This is a genomic window from Ruegeria sp. HKCCA5491, from assembly GCF_013034565.1.
Lineage (GTDB): Bacteria > Pseudomonadota > Alphaproteobacteria > Rhodobacterales > Rhodobacteraceae > Ruegeria.
This window is the reverse complement of the sequence record NZ_WQGG01000010.1, coordinates 115,199-129,548: the sequence shown is the minus strand read 5'-3', so window position 1 is coordinate 129,548 and position 14,350 is coordinate 115,199. Positions and strand designations below refer to the sequence as shown.

Below are 14,350 nucleotides of genomic sequence, written 5' to 3'. Positions count from 1 at the left end.
GGGCAAATGGCAGTAGGTATTTTTGATTCTGGTTTGGGCGGTTTAACCGTGCTGGACGCCGCGCAGCAACGTCTGCCGGACGTGGAGTTTCTGTATTTCGCAGACAGCGCGCACGCGCCTTATGGGGTGCGGGACGCCGAAAACATCTATGATCTGACGCGCAGCGCTGTGAACGATCTGTGGAGCCGCGGCTGTGATCTGGTGATTCTGGCGTGCAACACGGCAAGCGCCGCCGCCCTGCGTCGGATGCAAGAAGAGGGCGTGCCAGAAGGCAAGCGGGTTCTGGGTGTGTTCGTTCCATTGATCGAAGCGCTGACTGAACGTCAATGGGGCGATAATAGCCCCCCGCGCGAAGTCGCCGTGAAGCATGTTGCCCTGTTTGCAACCCCGGCCACCGTCGCCAGCCGAGCGTTTCAACGCGAACTGGCATTCCGGGCGATCGGTGTGGACGTTGAAGCTCAGGCCTGTGGCGGTGTGGTGGATGCGATCGAGGATGGCGATATGATCCTGGCCGAGGCGTTGGTGCGTAGCCATGTCGATGCGTTGAAACGCAAGATGCCGGAACCGCAGGCCGCCATTTTGGGGTGTACACATTACCCTTTGATGGCAGACACGTTCCAGCAGGCACTTGGCACCAATGTCGAGGTGTTCAGCCAGGGGGATCTGGTCGCGGAGAGTCTGGCGGACTACCTGCAGCGCCATCCCAAGATGCTTGGCGAAGGGAAAGGCGGTTTTCTGACAACCGGGAAGCCAGACGTTGTCAGTGATCGGGCGACACAGTTCCTCCGACGACAAATCACATTCGAGGCCGCCTGACTTAGGTCAAGGATAGTTAAAGGCTGGCTCCTTAGTTCAAAGATCGTCGCGTCGGCGGTCGTGATATGTGACATTCAGAAACAAGAGGTCTCAGATGACCCATAAAATCGCAATTCTGGGCGCTTCGGGATATACCGGCGCTGAACTTGTTCGGTTGATCGCCGAACATCCGAACATGGAAATCACCGCGCTTGCCGCCGAGCGCAAAGCGGGCCAGCCGATGGCGCAAGTCTTTCCTCATCTGCGTCATATGAACCTGCCGGATCTGTGCAAGATATCCGAAATCGACTTTTCGCAAGTCGACCTGTGTTTTTGCGCGCTGCCGCATAAGACCAGTCAGGAAGTCATCCGCAATCTGCCTAAAGAGTTAAAGATCGTTGATCTGTCCGCAGACTTTAGATTGCGTGACCCCGACGAATACGAAAAGTGGTACGGCAACCCTCATGTGGCCTTGGAACAGCAAGACGAAGCCGTCTATGGCTTGACCGAGTTCTATCGCGACGACATTAGCCAAGCTCGACTTGTTGCAGGAACGGGTTGCAACGCCGCGACGGGGCAATATGTGCTGCGCCCGTTGATCTCGGCCGGAGTGATTGATCTGGACGATATCGTTCTGGACCTGAAATGCGCCGTTTCGGGGGCAGGGCGCTCACTCAAAGAAAACCTGCTGCACGCGGAACTCAGCGAAGGGTACAACGCTTACGCTGTTGGCGGCACGCATCGGCATCTCGGAGAGTTTGATCAGGAGTTTTCAGCCTTGGCCGGACGTCCTGTGCATGTTCAGTTTACGCCGCACTTAATACCGGCGAACCGGGGAATTCTGGCGACCACCTACGTCAAGGGCGATCCTGCCAGTGTCTATGAGGTATTGTCCAAGACCTATGAGGATGAGCCGTTCATCAAGATGTTGCCCTTTGGCGAAACGCCTTCAACGCACCATGTGAGGGGGTCTAACTTTTGCCATATCGGAGTGGTTGCAGACCGGATTAAACGCCGCGCGATTGTGATCGGTGCACTTGATAACCTGACAAAAGGTAGCAGTGGACAAGCCTTGCAGAATGCCAACCTGATGTTAGGTGAAGCTGAAACCGCTGGTCTGATGATGGCCCCTCTGTTCCCGTGAGGATATCATGAAGTCACTCAAGAAACGTCGTCGCGTACAAATCATTCTGCTGGCCGTCGTGGCCTTGGTGTCCTCGACGGTGTTGATTGGTTGGGCATTGCAGGACGGTATCAACTTTTTCCGATCGCCCAGTGAAGTGATCGCTGAACCACCAAAACCTACCGAAGTGTTTCGGATCGGTGGCCTTGTCGAAGAAGGCTCGATTGTTCGCGGTCATGGTGAAACAGTGACATTTGTTGTGACGGATGGCGGAGAAAGCGTACCGGTCGCCTTTACGGGTGTTCTGCCAGACCTGTTTTCGGAAAATCAGGGCATGGTCGGCACCGGAAGTTACGTAAACGGTGTCTTTGAAGCTACTGAAATACTTGCAAAACATGATGAAACTTACATGCCGAAAGAGGTAGTGGATGCCCTCAAGGAACAAGGCGTATATCAACACGCCGACGAAGGCTGATCCGACGATTTTCCATTAGGTAAAAGGGCGTTGCGTAGGAAGACTATTCAGCGCCCTTTCTTGTTTCCCGGACTTAACACTTTTGACTGACCGTTCCCTCACACTTTGAAGGAGGGTGCGGTGCAGACGGTTCGACAAATCGCAACACAGATTGTAGCCCGAGAGGGCGGGTTTGTAGATGACCCAGACGACCCGGGCGGCGCAACCAAGTATGGCGTTACAATCCACACAATGCGACGACTTGGTTTGGACCTTTCTGGTGACGGAAAGATAAACAGGGAAGATGTGAGGCTGCTCACCAAATCACAGGCGGTCGACATTTTTGTAACCCACTACTTCAAGGGTCCGCGTCTGGGGCTTTTGCCATTTGATCTTCAGCCTTCGTTATTCGACATGCACGTCAACTCTGGCGCACAAGCTGTTAAAATATTGCAGATATTACTGCGCGATATGGGGATTTTCACTGGCCGTAGATGGGGTCGTTGGACCGCGACAGCAAACGCCGCACAAAAGGCATCGCGGCCAGAGCCTGCGGTTTTGAAAGACGCCTATGGCGTGGCCCGGAGGAACTATTACTTCCGATTAGCAGACCACCGACCCTCGACCAGAAAATATGCACGGACGCGGGCAGGCGGCAAAGGTGGCTGGATACGCCGGGCTGAGGAGTTCATCTCGCCGGTCTACCATCTGAGTGATGCAGAGTTTCAGAAAAGGGTTGCGGGATGGGACTGATATCCGAAGTTTTGACGTTCCTCTTTGGCGGCGGAAGGAACGTGGTGCGCGAAACAACTGAGGTTTTTCGCCAAAATGCTGAAAACGCGGCCGTTCGTGATCTGACCTTACAACAACAGGCAATGCTTCAATTCGGCACCGAATTCCGCGCGGCCAACAAAAGCAGGTACGATCGGGTTCTGGATGGTCTTAATCGTTTACCTAGACCGGCGCTGGCCCTTGGCACACTTGGCTTGTTTGTCGCGGCAATGGTTGATCCGCTTTGGTTCGCAGCCCGGATGCAGGGGATTTCGTTGGTCCCTGAGCCGTTATGGTGGTTGTTGGGTGTGATCGTGTCCTTTTATTTTGGCGCCCGCCATCAGGCCAAGGCACAAGATTTGCAACGAGAGCTATCCGCGGCAATTAAGCGTGCGCCCCAAGTCGTGGAAAATATTAGGCTAATTGAGGGATTGCGTACCGAGACCATAGGTTCCGCAGACCCCGGCACTGACGCCGAATTGGCGGAAAACGCGCTTCGGCCCGATGCGAACCGCGCGCTAGAGGATTGGCGGCATCAGCGATCCGGCTGAAGCCGCGACACTATGTGCGCCCCTACGGCGCGAAAGTTATTGGTTCTCGCCCCGCATCAGGATTATATGCGGGGCCATGATTACTGAACTCGGTCACTTCACCCTGATACTCGCCTTTCTCGTCGCAATCGTTCAGACGGTTTTTCCACTTATTGGCGCGGGCTACCGCTGGACGGGTTGGATGAAGTTCGGTGAAACGGCTGCAATTGCGCAATTCGCGCTGGTCTCATTTTCTTTTGGCGCGCTGGTCTGGGCCTTTGCGACCTCTGACTTTTCGCTACGCATCGTGGTGGAAAACAGCCACTCTCTGAAGCCGATGCTGTACAAGATCAGCGGAACCTGGGGAAACCATGAGGGGTCGATGCTTCTGTGGGTTCTTATCGTTGCGCTGTTTGGTGCAATGGCTGCCTTCTTTGGTGCAGGTTTGCCACCCACACTCAAGGCCCGTGTACTGTCAGTGCAGGCCGCCATCGGTGTCGCGTTTTATGCGTTCATCTTGTTCACCTCTAATCCTTTCGACCGGCTCATCGTCGCTCCGTTCGACGGGCAGGACCTGAACCCTTTGTTGCAGGATCCGGGCTTGGCGTTTCACCCGCCGTTTTTGTATCTGGGCTATGTGGGTCTGAGCATGGCGTTCAGCTTTGCCGTCGCCGCCTTGATCGAGGGGCGTATCGACGCCGCATGGGGCCGCTGGGTACGGCCATGGACTTTGGCGGCGTGGATTTTTCTGACGATTGGCATCGCTCTGGGGTCGTGGTGGGCGTATTATGAACTGGGCTGGGGCGGTTTTTGGTTCTGGGACCCGGTTGAAAATGCCTCGTTCATGCCATGGCTTCTGGCTGCAGCCTTGTTGCATTCCGCCATCGTTGTCGAAAAACGTGAGGCTTTGAAAAGCTGGACGATCCTTCTGGCCATTATTGCCTTTGGCTTTTCGCTTATCGGGACGTTTATCGTTCGATCCGGCCTGCTGACATCCGTTCATGCCTTTGCGAATGACCCGGAACGCGGTGTGTTCATCCTGTTCATTCTTGTCATTTTTATTGGCGGCGCGCTTATCCTGTTTGCGGCCCGTGCTCAGGCGATGGAGGCAAAGGGCGTCTTTGGCATGGTAAGCCGGGAAAGTGCGCTGGTTCTCAATAACATCCTGCTGGCCGTAAGTTGCTTTGTCGTATTCTTCGGAACGATGTGGCCGATGGTGGCGGAAATGGCTTTTGACCGGAAACTTTCGGTTGGTCCGCCGTTCTTCAACGCGGCCTTCACGCCCTTCATGATCGCTTTGGGAATTGCCCTTCCTGTTGGGGCCATGCTTCCATGGAAACGGGGCAAGATTGCGAAAGCCGCCTATTCATTGCGCTTTGCCTTTGTTCTGGCGGTGGCTCTGGCGCTGTTGGTCTGGGCGATGCAGACGGGTCGCAGTTCATTGGGGCCTGCAGGTCTGTTTCTGGGTGCATGGATTACCTTTGGCGCAGCCGTGGATCTTTGGAGCCGCACCGGGCGCAAAGGCAACCTGTCGCGCCTGTTTCGCCTTCCTGGCGCGGATTGGGGCAAGGCCGTCGCACACACCGGGCTTGGCGTTACAATGTTTGCCATAGCGGGCCTTACCGCGTGGGAGGTTGAGGATATTCGTGTCGCCCAACCGGCAAAACCATTCGATGTGGGACAGTTTACATTCACATTGGAAGACGTCCGGCGGGTAGAGGGGCCGAACTACTTCTCAACCATGGCCGAGGTTTTGGTGGAAAAGGACGGACGACCCGTTGCAACCCTATACCCAGAGAAACGAGACTATCCGGTTGCCAGAATGCCCACTACCGAAGCGGCAATCGACTATCGTTTTCTACGCGACGTATATGTCGTGATCGGTGATCAACAGGCTGACGGTGGCTGGGTGATGCGGACCTATATCAAACCTCTGGCCAACTGGATTTGGGGTGGGTGTATTCTTATGGCCCTTGGTGGCTTCATAAGCTTGTCGGACCGCCGCTTCCGTGTTGCGGCAGGTGCGCGTAAGGCGCCTTCTGGTGGAGTTCCCGCAGAATGAAACGACTGCTTTTGATCCTCGCGTTTCTTGCATCGCCTGCGTGGGCGGTTCAACCGGACGAAGTTCTGGATGATCCGGTTCTGGAACAGCGCGCGCGCGACCTGAGCACGGGTCTGCGATGTCTTGTGTGCCGAAACGAGAGTATTGATGAAAGCAATGCCGACCTTGCACGTGACCTGCGCCTTTTGGTTAGGGAAAGACTGGTCGCAGGCGACACCGATGATGAGGCGATTGAATTCATCGTGGATCGCTACGGTGAATACGTTCTGTTGAAGCCTACCTCTTATGGGGCAAACCTTGTGCTGTGGTTGGCCGGTCCAATCATGCTGTTGATCGCTGCGGGTCTGGGTTGGAACTTTGTGCGCAAGCGGTCAAACGCGCAACAATCCACAGGCGGTGAGGCCCTGAGCGACGCTGAAAAAGAGCGGTTAGAACAAATTCTTAAGGACTAACGGGTCGTCGGGCTTTCCCTCTCAAGGTAATTGCGTCAGGGTCGCGAGAAATCCAGGACGAACGGGAGGAACGCATGGACTACGAAACGCTGTTATTGGACGTTGCTGACGATCTGGCAGTAGTCACCTTGAACCGGCCAGACAAAATGAATGCGATGACCGCGCAGATGCGGGCCGAAGTCACACATGCCATGAAACACGCAGCCCGCAATGCCCGCGCAGTCGTATTGACGGGCGCGGGCGGCGCATTCTGTTCAGGTCAGGATCTGGGAGATTCCTCAAGCACCGGCAAGATCGACCTTGAGCGTACTCTGCGGGATGAGTACGAGCCAATGCTTGAAACCATTTATAACTGTCCGGTTCCCACCATCGCTGCGGTGAACGGTGCTGCGGCCGGGGCAGGGGCGAACCTAGCGCTTTGTGCCGACGTTGTGATCGCGTCGGAAAGTGCGTATTTCCTGCAGGCTTTTGCGCGAATTGGATTGTTGCCCGACGCGGGCGGCACATGGTTCACACCGCGGCAAATGGGGTTCGCTAAAGCCATGGGTGCTGCCTTGTTCGCCGAAAAGATCAGCGCGCGGCAAGCTGATGATTGGGGTTTGATTTGGGAAGCCGTTCCCGATGACGAATTTGAGGCGCATTGGCGCAAGCGCGCATCCTACCTTGCCAAAGGTCCAACTGCCGGTTTCGGAGCGATCAAGCAAGCCATTCGGGGCACTTACGACAAAACGCTAAGTCAGCAGCTAGAAATCGAAGCCCATTTACAGGGCGAATGCGGACGAACCCGAGACTTTGCTGAAGGCGTGGTGGCCTTCATGGAAAAACGCCCCCCGAAATTCGAGGGGCGCTGAACCTTATGCTCTGCGACGGCGGCGGGCCCTGCGTTCGGGCACGTCGGCCTCTTCGGTGCCGTCCGAGGCTGACGAAAACGGCCCGAGTGCTTCAGTAATCTGATCCAGTGTGGGGCGAGAGCCGCACGAAGTGGTATCAAGGGCTTCGCGCATCTTTCGAAGATGCGCTGGCATGGTGCCACAGCAGCCGCCAATGATCGTTGCGCCGGAGTCGCGAGCCATCGCTGCGTATTGCCCCATCAACTCGGGCGTACCGTCATAGTGGATATGGCCGTTGACGTATTTCGGGATGCCCGCGTTGCCTTTTGAGATCACAGGGCGCTCGGTCCCTTGGGCCACAAAACCAAGAACAGTGCGCAGGATGTCAGATGCACCTGTGCCGCAATTCGCACCGAAGGCCACGGGCGGGTTCGGTAGGGTCTCGACCAATTGGGCCAAATCCGCCGAAGTGACGCCCATCATGGTCCGCCCGGCGGTATCAAAGCTCATCGTGCCACACCAAGGCATGTCGGCCAGTGCAAAAGCTTCGGCTGCGGCCCGGAACTCTTCCGGGGCGCTGATTGTCTCAAGCCACAGAACGTCCGCACCGCCAGCCTTCAACGCTTCGGCTTGTTCATGGAACATCTCGACAGCGCCAGCATGGGACAGGCTTCCGATGGGTTCCATAATCTCGCCTGTCGGACCGACTGAACCGGCGACGATTACGGGGCGTCCGGCTTTGTCAGCGACCTCGCGGCCCAATTCAGCGCCGACCCGGTTCAGCTCAGCCACACGATTTTGAGCATCGTGCAGTTTCAACCGCGCCGAAGTTCCGCCAAACGTGTTTGTCAGAAACAGATCGCTGCCCGCATCGACCGAACCTTGATACAAAGCCTTGATTTTTTTGGGAGAATCCACGTTCCACAGCTCAGGCGCGTCACCGGATTGCAAACCCATATTGAAAAGGTTTGTTCCGGTGGCACCATCAGCCAGAATCGTATCATTGGTTTCCAGAAATGTGTTGAGCGCGTTTGTCATTGAGGTTTCCAGATGTCGGCAAGGCCGAACAAGGCCGTATAAACTAAGATGCCCCGTCTCTCATGGACGGGGCATCAAATCAAATTCATAAAACTCATGAAGATCATGAGTTGGGCGTTGGCCTTACTGAGCTTCGCTCAGAATCTGCGCCTTGGCCTCAGGCAAAAGCTCGGCCATTTTCGCGCGGATTTCATCATCGGATGACAAAGAGCCAAGGTCGCCGGACACTTTGCGAACCACGTCCTCGTGGCCAGCTTCTTCCATATCGGCGATCACAACGGTTTTGGCATAATCTTCAGCCTCGGCACCGGACTTGCCCAGCTTTTCCGCGGCCCAAAGGCCCAAAAGCTTGTTGCAGCGTGCCTGTGCCTTGAACTGCATCTCTTCATCATGCGCAAACTTGGCTTCAAAGGCGTTTTCGCGTTCGTCAAACGTGGTCATTGATTGGGGACCCCTTGGATTACATCTTCTTAATTTATGATATGACTATAGCTGCGCCCGGACGCAAGGTATTTGCGCTGCGTCAAAGACCCTCGGGTCGTCGAACTTGCGGGAAAGTGGGGCTTGGACTATGAGAGCGCCAAGAAGCATGGGAAATCCCCGGCTCAACAGTCTGGAAGGGTCGCTTATGGCGCGTCGCAAGAAAATCTACGAAGGCAAAGCCAAGATTCTGTATGAAGGCCCCGAGCCGGGTACCATTGTGCAGTACTTCAAGGATGACGCCACCGCGTTCAACGCGGAAAAGAAGGATGTCATCGACGGCAAGGGCGTTCTGAACAACCGCCTGAGCGAATTCTTCATGAACGGCCTGAACCAGATAGGCGTGCCGACCCATTTCATTCGTCGCCTCAACATGCGCGAACAACTGGTTCGTAGCTGCGAGATCGTGCCCCTTGAAGTGATCGTGCGCAATTATGCGGCCGGAACCATGTCCAAGCGCCTTGGAATTGCTGAGGGAACGCAGTTACCGCGTCCTATTGTTGAGTATTGCTACAAGGATGACGCTCTGGGTGACCCGCTGGTAACTGAAGAGCACATTGCAGCATTCGGTTGGGCCAGCCAGCAGGATATGGACGATATCCTTAGCCTTGCGTTGCGTGTGAACGACTTCATGAGCGGCATGATGCTGGCGGTGGGTATCCGTCTGGTCGACTTCAAGATCGAGATCGGCCGTGTTTTCGAAGGCGATTTCCAACGCCTGATCGTAGCCGACGAGATCAGCCCGGACAGTTGCCGCCTGTGGGATATTGAAACGGGCCAGAAATTGGACAAGGACGTGTTCCGCCGCGATTTGGGCAGCCTGACAGATGCCTATTCAGAGGTGGCGCGTCGTCTGGGCGTACTTCCCAAGAGCAATGTGACCAAGCCCACACTCATCAATTGAGGCATCCCCTCATTCTGACTTTGAAACGCCGCATCTAATTGCGGCGTTTTTTATTTGCCGACGGACCTGCGGCAAACTGCGTGCGGACAAGGGTTGTCGAATGGCCAAAGGCGCGCTATCCCCCGCGCAACGGAACGGGCCGTGACCGAAGGCCCTTAGCTGGAGTTGCAGGAATGAAAGCACGGGTGCATGTGATGCTCAAGAACGGGGTTCTGGACCCGCAGGGTGAAGCGGTGCGTCATGCATTGGGCGCTATGGGCTTCGATCAGGTCGAAGGCGTGCGCCAGGGCAAAGTGATCGACCTGGAACTGGCCGAAGGCGCGACCGAGGCCGACGTGACCCAGATGTGCGAAAAGCTGTTGGCCAACACGGTCATCGAACGCTACGAAATCGAACTGGTCTGACGGGATGCGGGATGCGCTCTATTCCGGGCGGTTGGCCGTGTTTGGCACCGGTGGAATGCCAAGTTGGCGCTATCCTTCACTTATATCGTTGATCGTTGGGGGCGGTGTTGATCTGAGCCCGCTGGCGTCACGTCAGAATTCACTGTCTCTGGTAAGTGAAAAACTTGCCGCTGTTGATCATCCGACGCCACTCGGCGTTGCCGTGGTCGCCGATTATTTGCATTAGGAGGCCCCGTAATGCGCGCAGCAGTCATCGTATTTCCCGGTTCGAACTGTGACCGGGATCTGGCCGTAGCCTTCGAACAGGCAGGTTTTCAGGTTGATATGGTCTGGCACAAGGACGCCGCCTTGCCCGAGGGGGTGGACATTGTCGGCGTACCCGGTGGTTTCTCGTACGGTGATTATCTGCGCTGCGGTGCGATCGCTGCGCAGTCCCCGATCTGCAAGGCCGTCGTGGATCACACAAAGCGGGGCGGCTACGCGCTGGGTGTTTGCAACGGTTTTCAGATTCTGACCGAAACCGGCATCCTTCCGGGCGCTTTGCTGCGAAATGCTGGCCTCAAGTACATCTGCCGAAAGGTCGGTCTGAAGGTCCAGACGAGCGCCAGTGCATTTACCGAAGGATATAACGCAGGGGATGTGATCGGGATTCCAATCGCGCACCACGACGGCAATTATTTCGCCGATGACGACACGCTGGCTCAACTACGGGACCAGGATCGGGTGGCGTTCACCTATACCGAGAATCCGAACGGCTCGGTTGGCGACATCGCTGGTATCCTGTCTGAAAACCGCCGCGTTCTTGGAATGATGCCGCATCCCGAACGTGCGGCAGACGAAGGTCACGGTGGAACAGACGGAACGGCATTGTTCCGCGCATTGTCAGGCGTGCTTGCACCCGCATGACTTGAGGTCGCAGACAAGCCCGCGTAGTTTCCGGGTATGAGTTCCGACGATCGCTCAGGGTGGGCTTCACTGCAAAAACCTTTCCGCGGCGCGCCTTTGGGTTGGCGCCTACGTGTTGCGGTTTCCATTCTGCTGATTTCAACCGTTGCAACGATCTGGGTGACCAATCGGTTGCTGACAGATCGGTTTACGGAATCCACGCGCAATCGGGCCGAATTGCGTCTGGCCCTGTATTCCGGCAACCTGCTGAGTGAACTGCGCAGGAACGCAATTGTTCCACAACTTCTAGCGCGGGATCCCACCCTGATTTCGGCGTTGCAATCCAGCGATTTTACGCTTTCAACACAGCGCCTTATATCATTTGTTGAAGAAATTGGTGCGGCATCATTGATGTTGTTGGACAGTGACGGGCGCACCGTTGCTGCCACAGATCGCAGCAGGTTGGGCGAAGCGCACCGAAACTCTCCTTACTACGTGGAGGCTGTCCGCGCGAATTCGACAATTTTCACCGTTATCGAGAATGAAACCGGGTCGTACAGCTTTACCTATTCACGCCGAATGGACGCCGGTTCGGATATTCTTGGGGTAATCGTTGTCGAAGTTGACCTGCAAAAGTTTGAGCGTGCTTGGGCGGGTATCTCTGACGCGGTGATGGTGGCCGATAGTACCGGCACGATTATTCTTTCGACTGAACCGAAGTGGCGGGGACTGGAAGAAAGTGCAGCCCTGGTGCGTCAACCACCCGAAGGCGCGATTGAGCGTGCCATCCGTGCGACAACCGATTGGACGGCATTGCCACCGGACGCCTATCTGCAAGGCGAAGCCGTGATGAGACTGGACACGCGGATTCCGTTCAGGGGATGGCAAATGACGTCGTTCACGACCTATTCCTCAATTCGGGAAAAGGTGAACAGCGTCATCGCGCTGGAAATCATGGGTTTTGCGATTCTTCTGGCGCTTGCCTTCTATGCGCTCAGTCGCCGGGCAACGTTCCGCATGGCCCTGTTCCAGCGCGAGTCGGCAGAGCTTCGCGCATTGAACACAAGGCTACAGCGGGAAATTGCTGAACGTGAGAGGGTCGAAAAGACGCTGGAAGTGGCAGAACAGACGCTTGCGCAAAGCTCAAAACTTGCGGCCCTTGGTGAGATGTCGGCGGCTGTCAGCCACGAGTTGAATCAACCACTGGCTGCAATGAAAACCTATTTGGCGGGCGCACGCCTGCTGCTGCGCCGAAACCGCCCAGAAGAGGCCTTGGCCAGCTTTGGCCGCATCGACGGTTTGATCGAGCGGATGGGAGCCATTACCCGACAGCTCAAGTCCTATGCGCGCAAGGGCGCGGATGCGTTTTCGCCTGTAAATCTTGGTGAAGCGCTGGCCTCGGCTCTGTCGATGATGGAACCGCAATTGCGGCAGCGCCATGTTAAGATCACGCAAATTCTCCCGGAAGAACCCGTGTTTGTGATGGGGGATCGGATGCGGATTGAACAGGTCATGGTGAACCTCTTGCGGAATGCGCTGGATGCCACCAAATCTGTAACAGAGCCAGATGTCGAAATAATTCTGGCCGTGGGCGACATGGCGGTGTTGACTGTAAGGGATAACGGTCACGGGATCGAAGACATCGAAAACCTGTTCGAGCCCTTCTACACGACCAAACAACCTGGCGATGGCGTTGGGCTGGGGCTTGCCATCTCGTCCGGGATCGTGAACGACCATGGCGGACGGCTGACCGCGCGCAACAGCCCGAACGGAGGCGCGGTGTTTGAAATGCAGCTGCCGACACTAGGAAGCGACGGCCTTGAGGCCGCGGAATAACGGGGAAAGACTATGGCACAAGCCATGAAGATTGCCATCGTGGACGACGAACAGGACATGCGCCAGTCGATCAGTCAGTGGTTGGCGTTGTCGGGATATGACACGGAAACCTTTTCCAGTGCCGAAGATGCGCTCAAGGTTCTTGGGCCTGAATACCCCGGGATCGTCATCTCCGACATCAAGATGCCGGGCATGGATGGCATTCAATTGTTGAAAAAGCTGATGGGTGCGGACAGTACTCTGCCGGTTATCATGATCACCGGACATGGCGATGTTCCCATGGCGGTAGAGGCCATGCGTGTCGGGGCGTTCGATTTTCTTGAGAAGCCGTTCAACCCGGATCGGATGTCAGAGCTTGCCAAGCGCGCCAGCAACGCGCGGCGCCTGACGCTCGACAACCGTGCCCTGCGGCGGGAATTATCGGACGGCACGCAGATCATGAACAAGTTGATCGGTGCCAGCCCTGTGATGGACCGTCTGCGTGAAGACATTCTGGATCTGGGTCAGGCCGACGGCCACGTGCTGATCGACGGCGAAACAGGTACTGGCAAGACGCTGGTGGCTCATGCATTGCACGCTGTTGGCAGCCGGGCAGGTAAGAAGTTTGTTCTGGTGTCTTGTGCAGCGCTTGAGGAAGAGGCCCTGTCAAAGCGCCTGTTCGGACCGATGATGCCCGAAGACGCACAATTACCAGCGATCGAAGAGGCGCGCGGCGGGACTTTGGTCTTGGAAGATATCGAAGCCCTGAGCGATACGTTACAGGCGCGGCTGCTGAGTGTGATGAACGATCAGGGAACACCGGCCGAAACGCGTATAATAGCGATTTCAAACCTTCAAGAAGCTGGCAAGACCAGCGAGGATGTGCTGCGCCCGGACCTCTTCTACCGTTTGGCTGCGTTGCGGATTACTATGCCCCCGTTGCGGCAGCGTGGTGAGGATATCCTGACGTTGTTCACCCGTCTGAGTGAGCAATTTGCCGAGGAATATGGCTGTGACGCACCTCAGGTCAGTGCTCAGGAAGCAGCGCAGTTGTTGCAGGCCCCGTGGCCGGGCAACGTGCGTCAGCTGATCAATATTGCCGAGCGTGCCGTTCTGCAATCGCGTCGCGGCTCGGGTACCATTGCTTCGTTGCTGATGTCGGATCACGAAGAAATGCAACCGGTGATGACGACCGAAGGCAAACCCCTGAAAGAGTATGTTGAGGCGTTCGAACGCATGTTGATCGACAATACGATGCGCCGCCACAAGGGCTCCATCGCGTCGGTGATGGAGGAACTGTGCCTTCCACGCCGCACGCTGAATGAGAAAATGGCCAAGTACGGGCTTCAGCGTTCCGACTATCTGTAAAGGCGAGGAGGGGGCCAGCCCCCTCTTGAGCCTTTGGCTCAATTCACCCCCGAAGTATTTTTGAACAGAAGAAGGTGCAGATGCCTGCTTGGAGGCGCTGTCATGCAGTTTGCCCATTGTCTTTTCCACAGGACTGCTTTTATTGTAACCGAACGGGCCGGGCCTTTTTGCGCCCTCAAGTCCCGAATCTTTGAGTTTCGCTGCAATGCCGCAGGTGGTGACAATCTCCCACACAGGCTGCGCAGACCGATTGTGCCCCGTATCGGGGCAAGTGAACGCCTGAACCCGTCGATACGGGTGATAGGAATAAATGGGCAGGCAGCGTAGGACCGCGCCTGTCGGAGAAGAACCGCGATGACGCGCGCGCAACGATTGACCATACGGGCAGGGGGCCACAGCGCCGGACCCTGCTGCGCGCCGTCCGAAATCGCCCTGACAA

16 protein-coding genes are annotated in these 14,350 nt (G+C 56.3%); 14 read left to right on the top strand and 2 right to left on the bottom strand.

Features of this window, described 5'->3' with window-relative positions; translation table 11 throughout:
• The first annotated feature begins 6 nt into the window (after positions 1–6).
• The 8 genes from GOV88_RS14385 to GOV88_RS14350 all read left to right on the top strand — a co-directional run bounded on the left by GOV88_RS14385 (position 7) and on the right by GOV88_RS14350 (position 7,038).
• Positions 7–816, top strand: coding sequence for a glutamate racemase (locus GOV88_RS14385; protein WP_171125181.1), 810 nt, complete (start codon positions 7–9; stop codon positions 814–816).
• A 94-nt stretch (positions 817–910) separates the two neighbouring features.
• Complete coding sequence (argC, locus tag GOV88_RS14380; RefSeq protein WP_171240862.1) at positions 911–1,939, top strand: N-acetyl-gamma-glutamyl-phosphate reductase; 1,029 nt, start codon at positions 911–913, stop codon at positions 1,937–1,939.
• A gap of 7 nt (positions 1,940–1,946) precedes the next feature.
• Complete coding sequence (gene ccmE / locus GOV88_RS14375) at positions 1,947–2,393, top strand: cytochrome c maturation protein CcmE (RefSeq protein ID WP_171240861.1); 447 nt, start codon at positions 1,947–1,949, stop codon at positions 2,391–2,393.
• Positions 2,394–2,513: 120 nt separating this feature from the next.
• The gene (locus GOV88_RS14370; protein ID WP_371808247.1) at positions 2,514–3,125 is read left to right on the top strand and encodes a holin-associated N-acetylmuramidase; all 612 of its coding nucleotides are present in this window, start codon (positions 2,514–2,516) and stop codon (positions 3,123–3,125) included.
• Entirely contained in the window at positions 3,116–3,694 is a 579-nt protein-coding gene (locus GOV88_RS14365) for a holin family protein (protein WP_171240860.1), read from the top strand. The genes GOV88_RS14370 and GOV88_RS14365 overlap by 10 nt, the downstream gene beginning before the upstream one ends.
• A gap of 76 nt (positions 3,695–3,770) precedes the next feature.
• On the top strand, positions 3,771–5,735 hold the full coding sequence (locus GOV88_RS14360) for a heme lyase CcmF/NrfE family subunit (RefSeq protein ID WP_171240859.1): 1,965 nt from the start codon (positions 3,771–3,773) through the stop codon (positions 5,733–5,735).
• Complete coding sequence (locus GOV88_RS14355) at positions 5,732–6,187, top strand: cytochrome c-type biogenesis protein (RefSeq protein ID WP_171240858.1); 456 nt, start codon at positions 5,732–5,734, stop codon at positions 6,185–6,187. Before GOV88_RS14360 ends, GOV88_RS14355 begins: the two co-directional genes overlap by 4 nt.
• Positions 6,188–6,261: 74 nt before the next feature.
• The gene (locus tag GOV88_RS14350; protein ID WP_171240857.1) at positions 6,262–7,038 is read left to right on the top strand and encodes an enoyl-CoA hydratase-related protein; all 777 of its coding nucleotides are present in this window, start codon (positions 6,262–6,264) and stop codon (positions 7,036–7,038) included.
• 3 nt (positions 7,039–7,041) lie between these two features.
• Here GOV88_RS14350 and bmt read toward each other — a convergent pair whose 3' ends face one another.
• Both bmt and GOV88_RS14340 read right to left on the bottom strand, forming a co-directional pair.
• Positions 7,042–8,055 carry a betaine--homocysteine S-methyltransferase gene (gene bmt / locus GOV88_RS14345; RefSeq protein ID WP_171240856.1) on the bottom strand — a complete coding sequence of 338 codons (1,014 nt, stop codon included), beginning with the start codon at positions 8,053–8,055 and terminating at the stop codon, positions 7,042–7,044.
• 123 nt (positions 8,056–8,178) lie between these two features.
• Entirely contained in the window at positions 8,179–8,496 is a 318-nt protein-coding gene (locus GOV88_RS14340; RefSeq protein ID WP_171121358.1) for a DUF1476 domain-containing protein, read from the bottom strand.
• A 187-nt stretch (positions 8,497–8,683) separates the two neighbouring features.
• Here GOV88_RS14340 and purC point away from each other — a divergent pair, with 187 nt between their 5' ends.
• The 6 genes from purC to GOV88_RS14310 all read left to right on the top strand — a co-directional run bounded on the left by purC (position 8,684) and on the right by GOV88_RS14310 (position 13,911).
• Positions 8,684–9,439 carry a phosphoribosylaminoimidazolesuccinocarboxamide synthase gene (gene purC / locus GOV88_RS14335; protein WP_171121706.1) on the top strand — a complete coding sequence of 252 codons (756 nt, stop codon included), beginning with the start codon at positions 8,684–8,686 and terminating at the stop codon, positions 9,437–9,439.
• 173 nt (positions 9,440–9,612) lie between these two features.
• Positions 9,613–9,843 carry a phosphoribosylformylglycinamidine synthase subunit PurS gene (gene purS / locus GOV88_RS14330; protein ID WP_170683997.1) on the top strand — a complete coding sequence of 77 codons (231 nt, stop codon included), beginning with the start codon at positions 9,613–9,615 and terminating at the stop codon, positions 9,841–9,843.
• Between the two features lie 4 nt (positions 9,844–9,847).
• Entirely contained in the window at positions 9,848–10,069 is a 222-nt protein-coding gene (locus GOV88_RS14325) for a hypothetical protein (protein ID WP_171240855.1), read from the top strand.
• Between the two features lie 11 nt (positions 10,070–10,080).
• Positions 10,081–10,749 carry a phosphoribosylformylglycinamidine synthase subunit PurQ gene (gene purQ, locus GOV88_RS14320; protein WP_171125161.1) on the top strand — a complete coding sequence of 223 codons (669 nt, stop codon included), beginning with the start codon at positions 10,081–10,083 and terminating at the stop codon, positions 10,747–10,749.
• A gap of 36 nt (positions 10,750–10,785) precedes the next feature.
• Positions 10,786–12,564 carry an ATP-binding protein gene (locus tag GOV88_RS14315; protein WP_171240854.1) on the top strand — a complete coding sequence of 593 codons (1,779 nt, stop codon included), beginning with the start codon at positions 10,786–10,788 and terminating at the stop codon, positions 12,562–12,564.
• Positions 12,565–12,576: 12 nt separating this feature from the next.
• Complete coding sequence (locus GOV88_RS14310; protein WP_171125158.1) at positions 12,577–13,911, top strand: sigma-54 dependent transcriptional regulator; 1,335 nt, start codon at positions 12,577–12,579, stop codon at positions 13,909–13,911.
• Positions 13,912–14,350: the final 439 nt, after the last annotated feature.

Excerpts from the sequence above, each read along its gene's own strand:
- argC (WP_171240862.1), top strand. The coding sequence starts at position 911 with ATGACCCATAAAATCGCAATTCTGGGCGCTTCGGGATATACCGGCGCT.
- GOV88_RS14385 (WP_171125181.1), top strand. The coding sequence starts at position 7 with ATGGCAGTAGGTATTTTTGATTCTGGTTTGGGCGGTTTAACCGTGCTG.
- GOV88_RS14365 (WP_171240860.1), top strand. The coding sequence starts at position 3,116 with ATGGGACTGATATCCGAAGTTTTGACGTTCCTCTTTGGCGGCGGAAGG.
- GOV88_RS14315 (WP_171240854.1), top strand. The coding sequence starts at position 10,786 with ATGAGTTCCGACGATCGCTCAGGGTGGGCTTCACTGCAAAAACCTTTC.
- GOV88_RS14360 (WP_171240859.1), top strand. The coding sequence starts at position 3,771 with ATGATTACTGAACTCGGTCACTTCACCCTGATACTCGCCTTTCTCGTC.
- GOV88_RS14310 (WP_171125158.1), top strand. The coding sequence starts at position 12,577 with ATGGCACAAGCCATGAAGATTGCCATCGTGGACGACGAACAGGACATG.
- GOV88_RS14340 (WP_171121358.1), bottom strand. The coding sequence starts at position 8,496 with ATGACCACGTTTGACGAACGCGAAAACGCCTTTGAAGCCAAGTTTGCG.
- purC (WP_171121706.1), top strand. The coding sequence starts at position 8,684 with ATGGCGCGTCGCAAGAAAATCTACGAAGGCAAAGCCAAGATTCTGTAT.
- purQ (WP_171125161.1), top strand. The coding sequence starts at position 10,081 with ATGCGCGCAGCAGTCATCGTATTTCCCGGTTCGAACTGTGACCGGGAT.
- GOV88_RS14325 (WP_171240855.1), top strand. The coding sequence starts at position 9,848 with ATGCGGGATGCGCTCTATTCCGGGCGGTTGGCCGTGTTTGGCACCGGT.
- GOV88_RS14350 (WP_171240857.1), top strand. The coding sequence starts at position 6,262 with ATGGACTACGAAACGCTGTTATTGGACGTTGCTGACGATCTGGCAGTA.
- GOV88_RS14355 (WP_171240858.1), top strand. The coding sequence starts at position 5,732 with ATGAAACGACTGCTTTTGATCCTCGCGTTTCTTGCATCGCCTGCGTGG.
- ccmE (WP_171240861.1), top strand. The coding sequence starts at position 1,947 with ATGAAGTCACTCAAGAAACGTCGTCGCGTACAAATCATTCTGCTGGCC.
- bmt (WP_171240856.1), bottom strand. The coding sequence starts at position 8,055 with ATGACAAACGCGCTCAACACATTTCTGGAAACCAATGATACGATTCTG.
- purS (WP_170683997.1), top strand. The coding sequence starts at position 9,613 with ATGAAAGCACGGGTGCATGTGATGCTCAAGAACGGGGTTCTGGACCCG.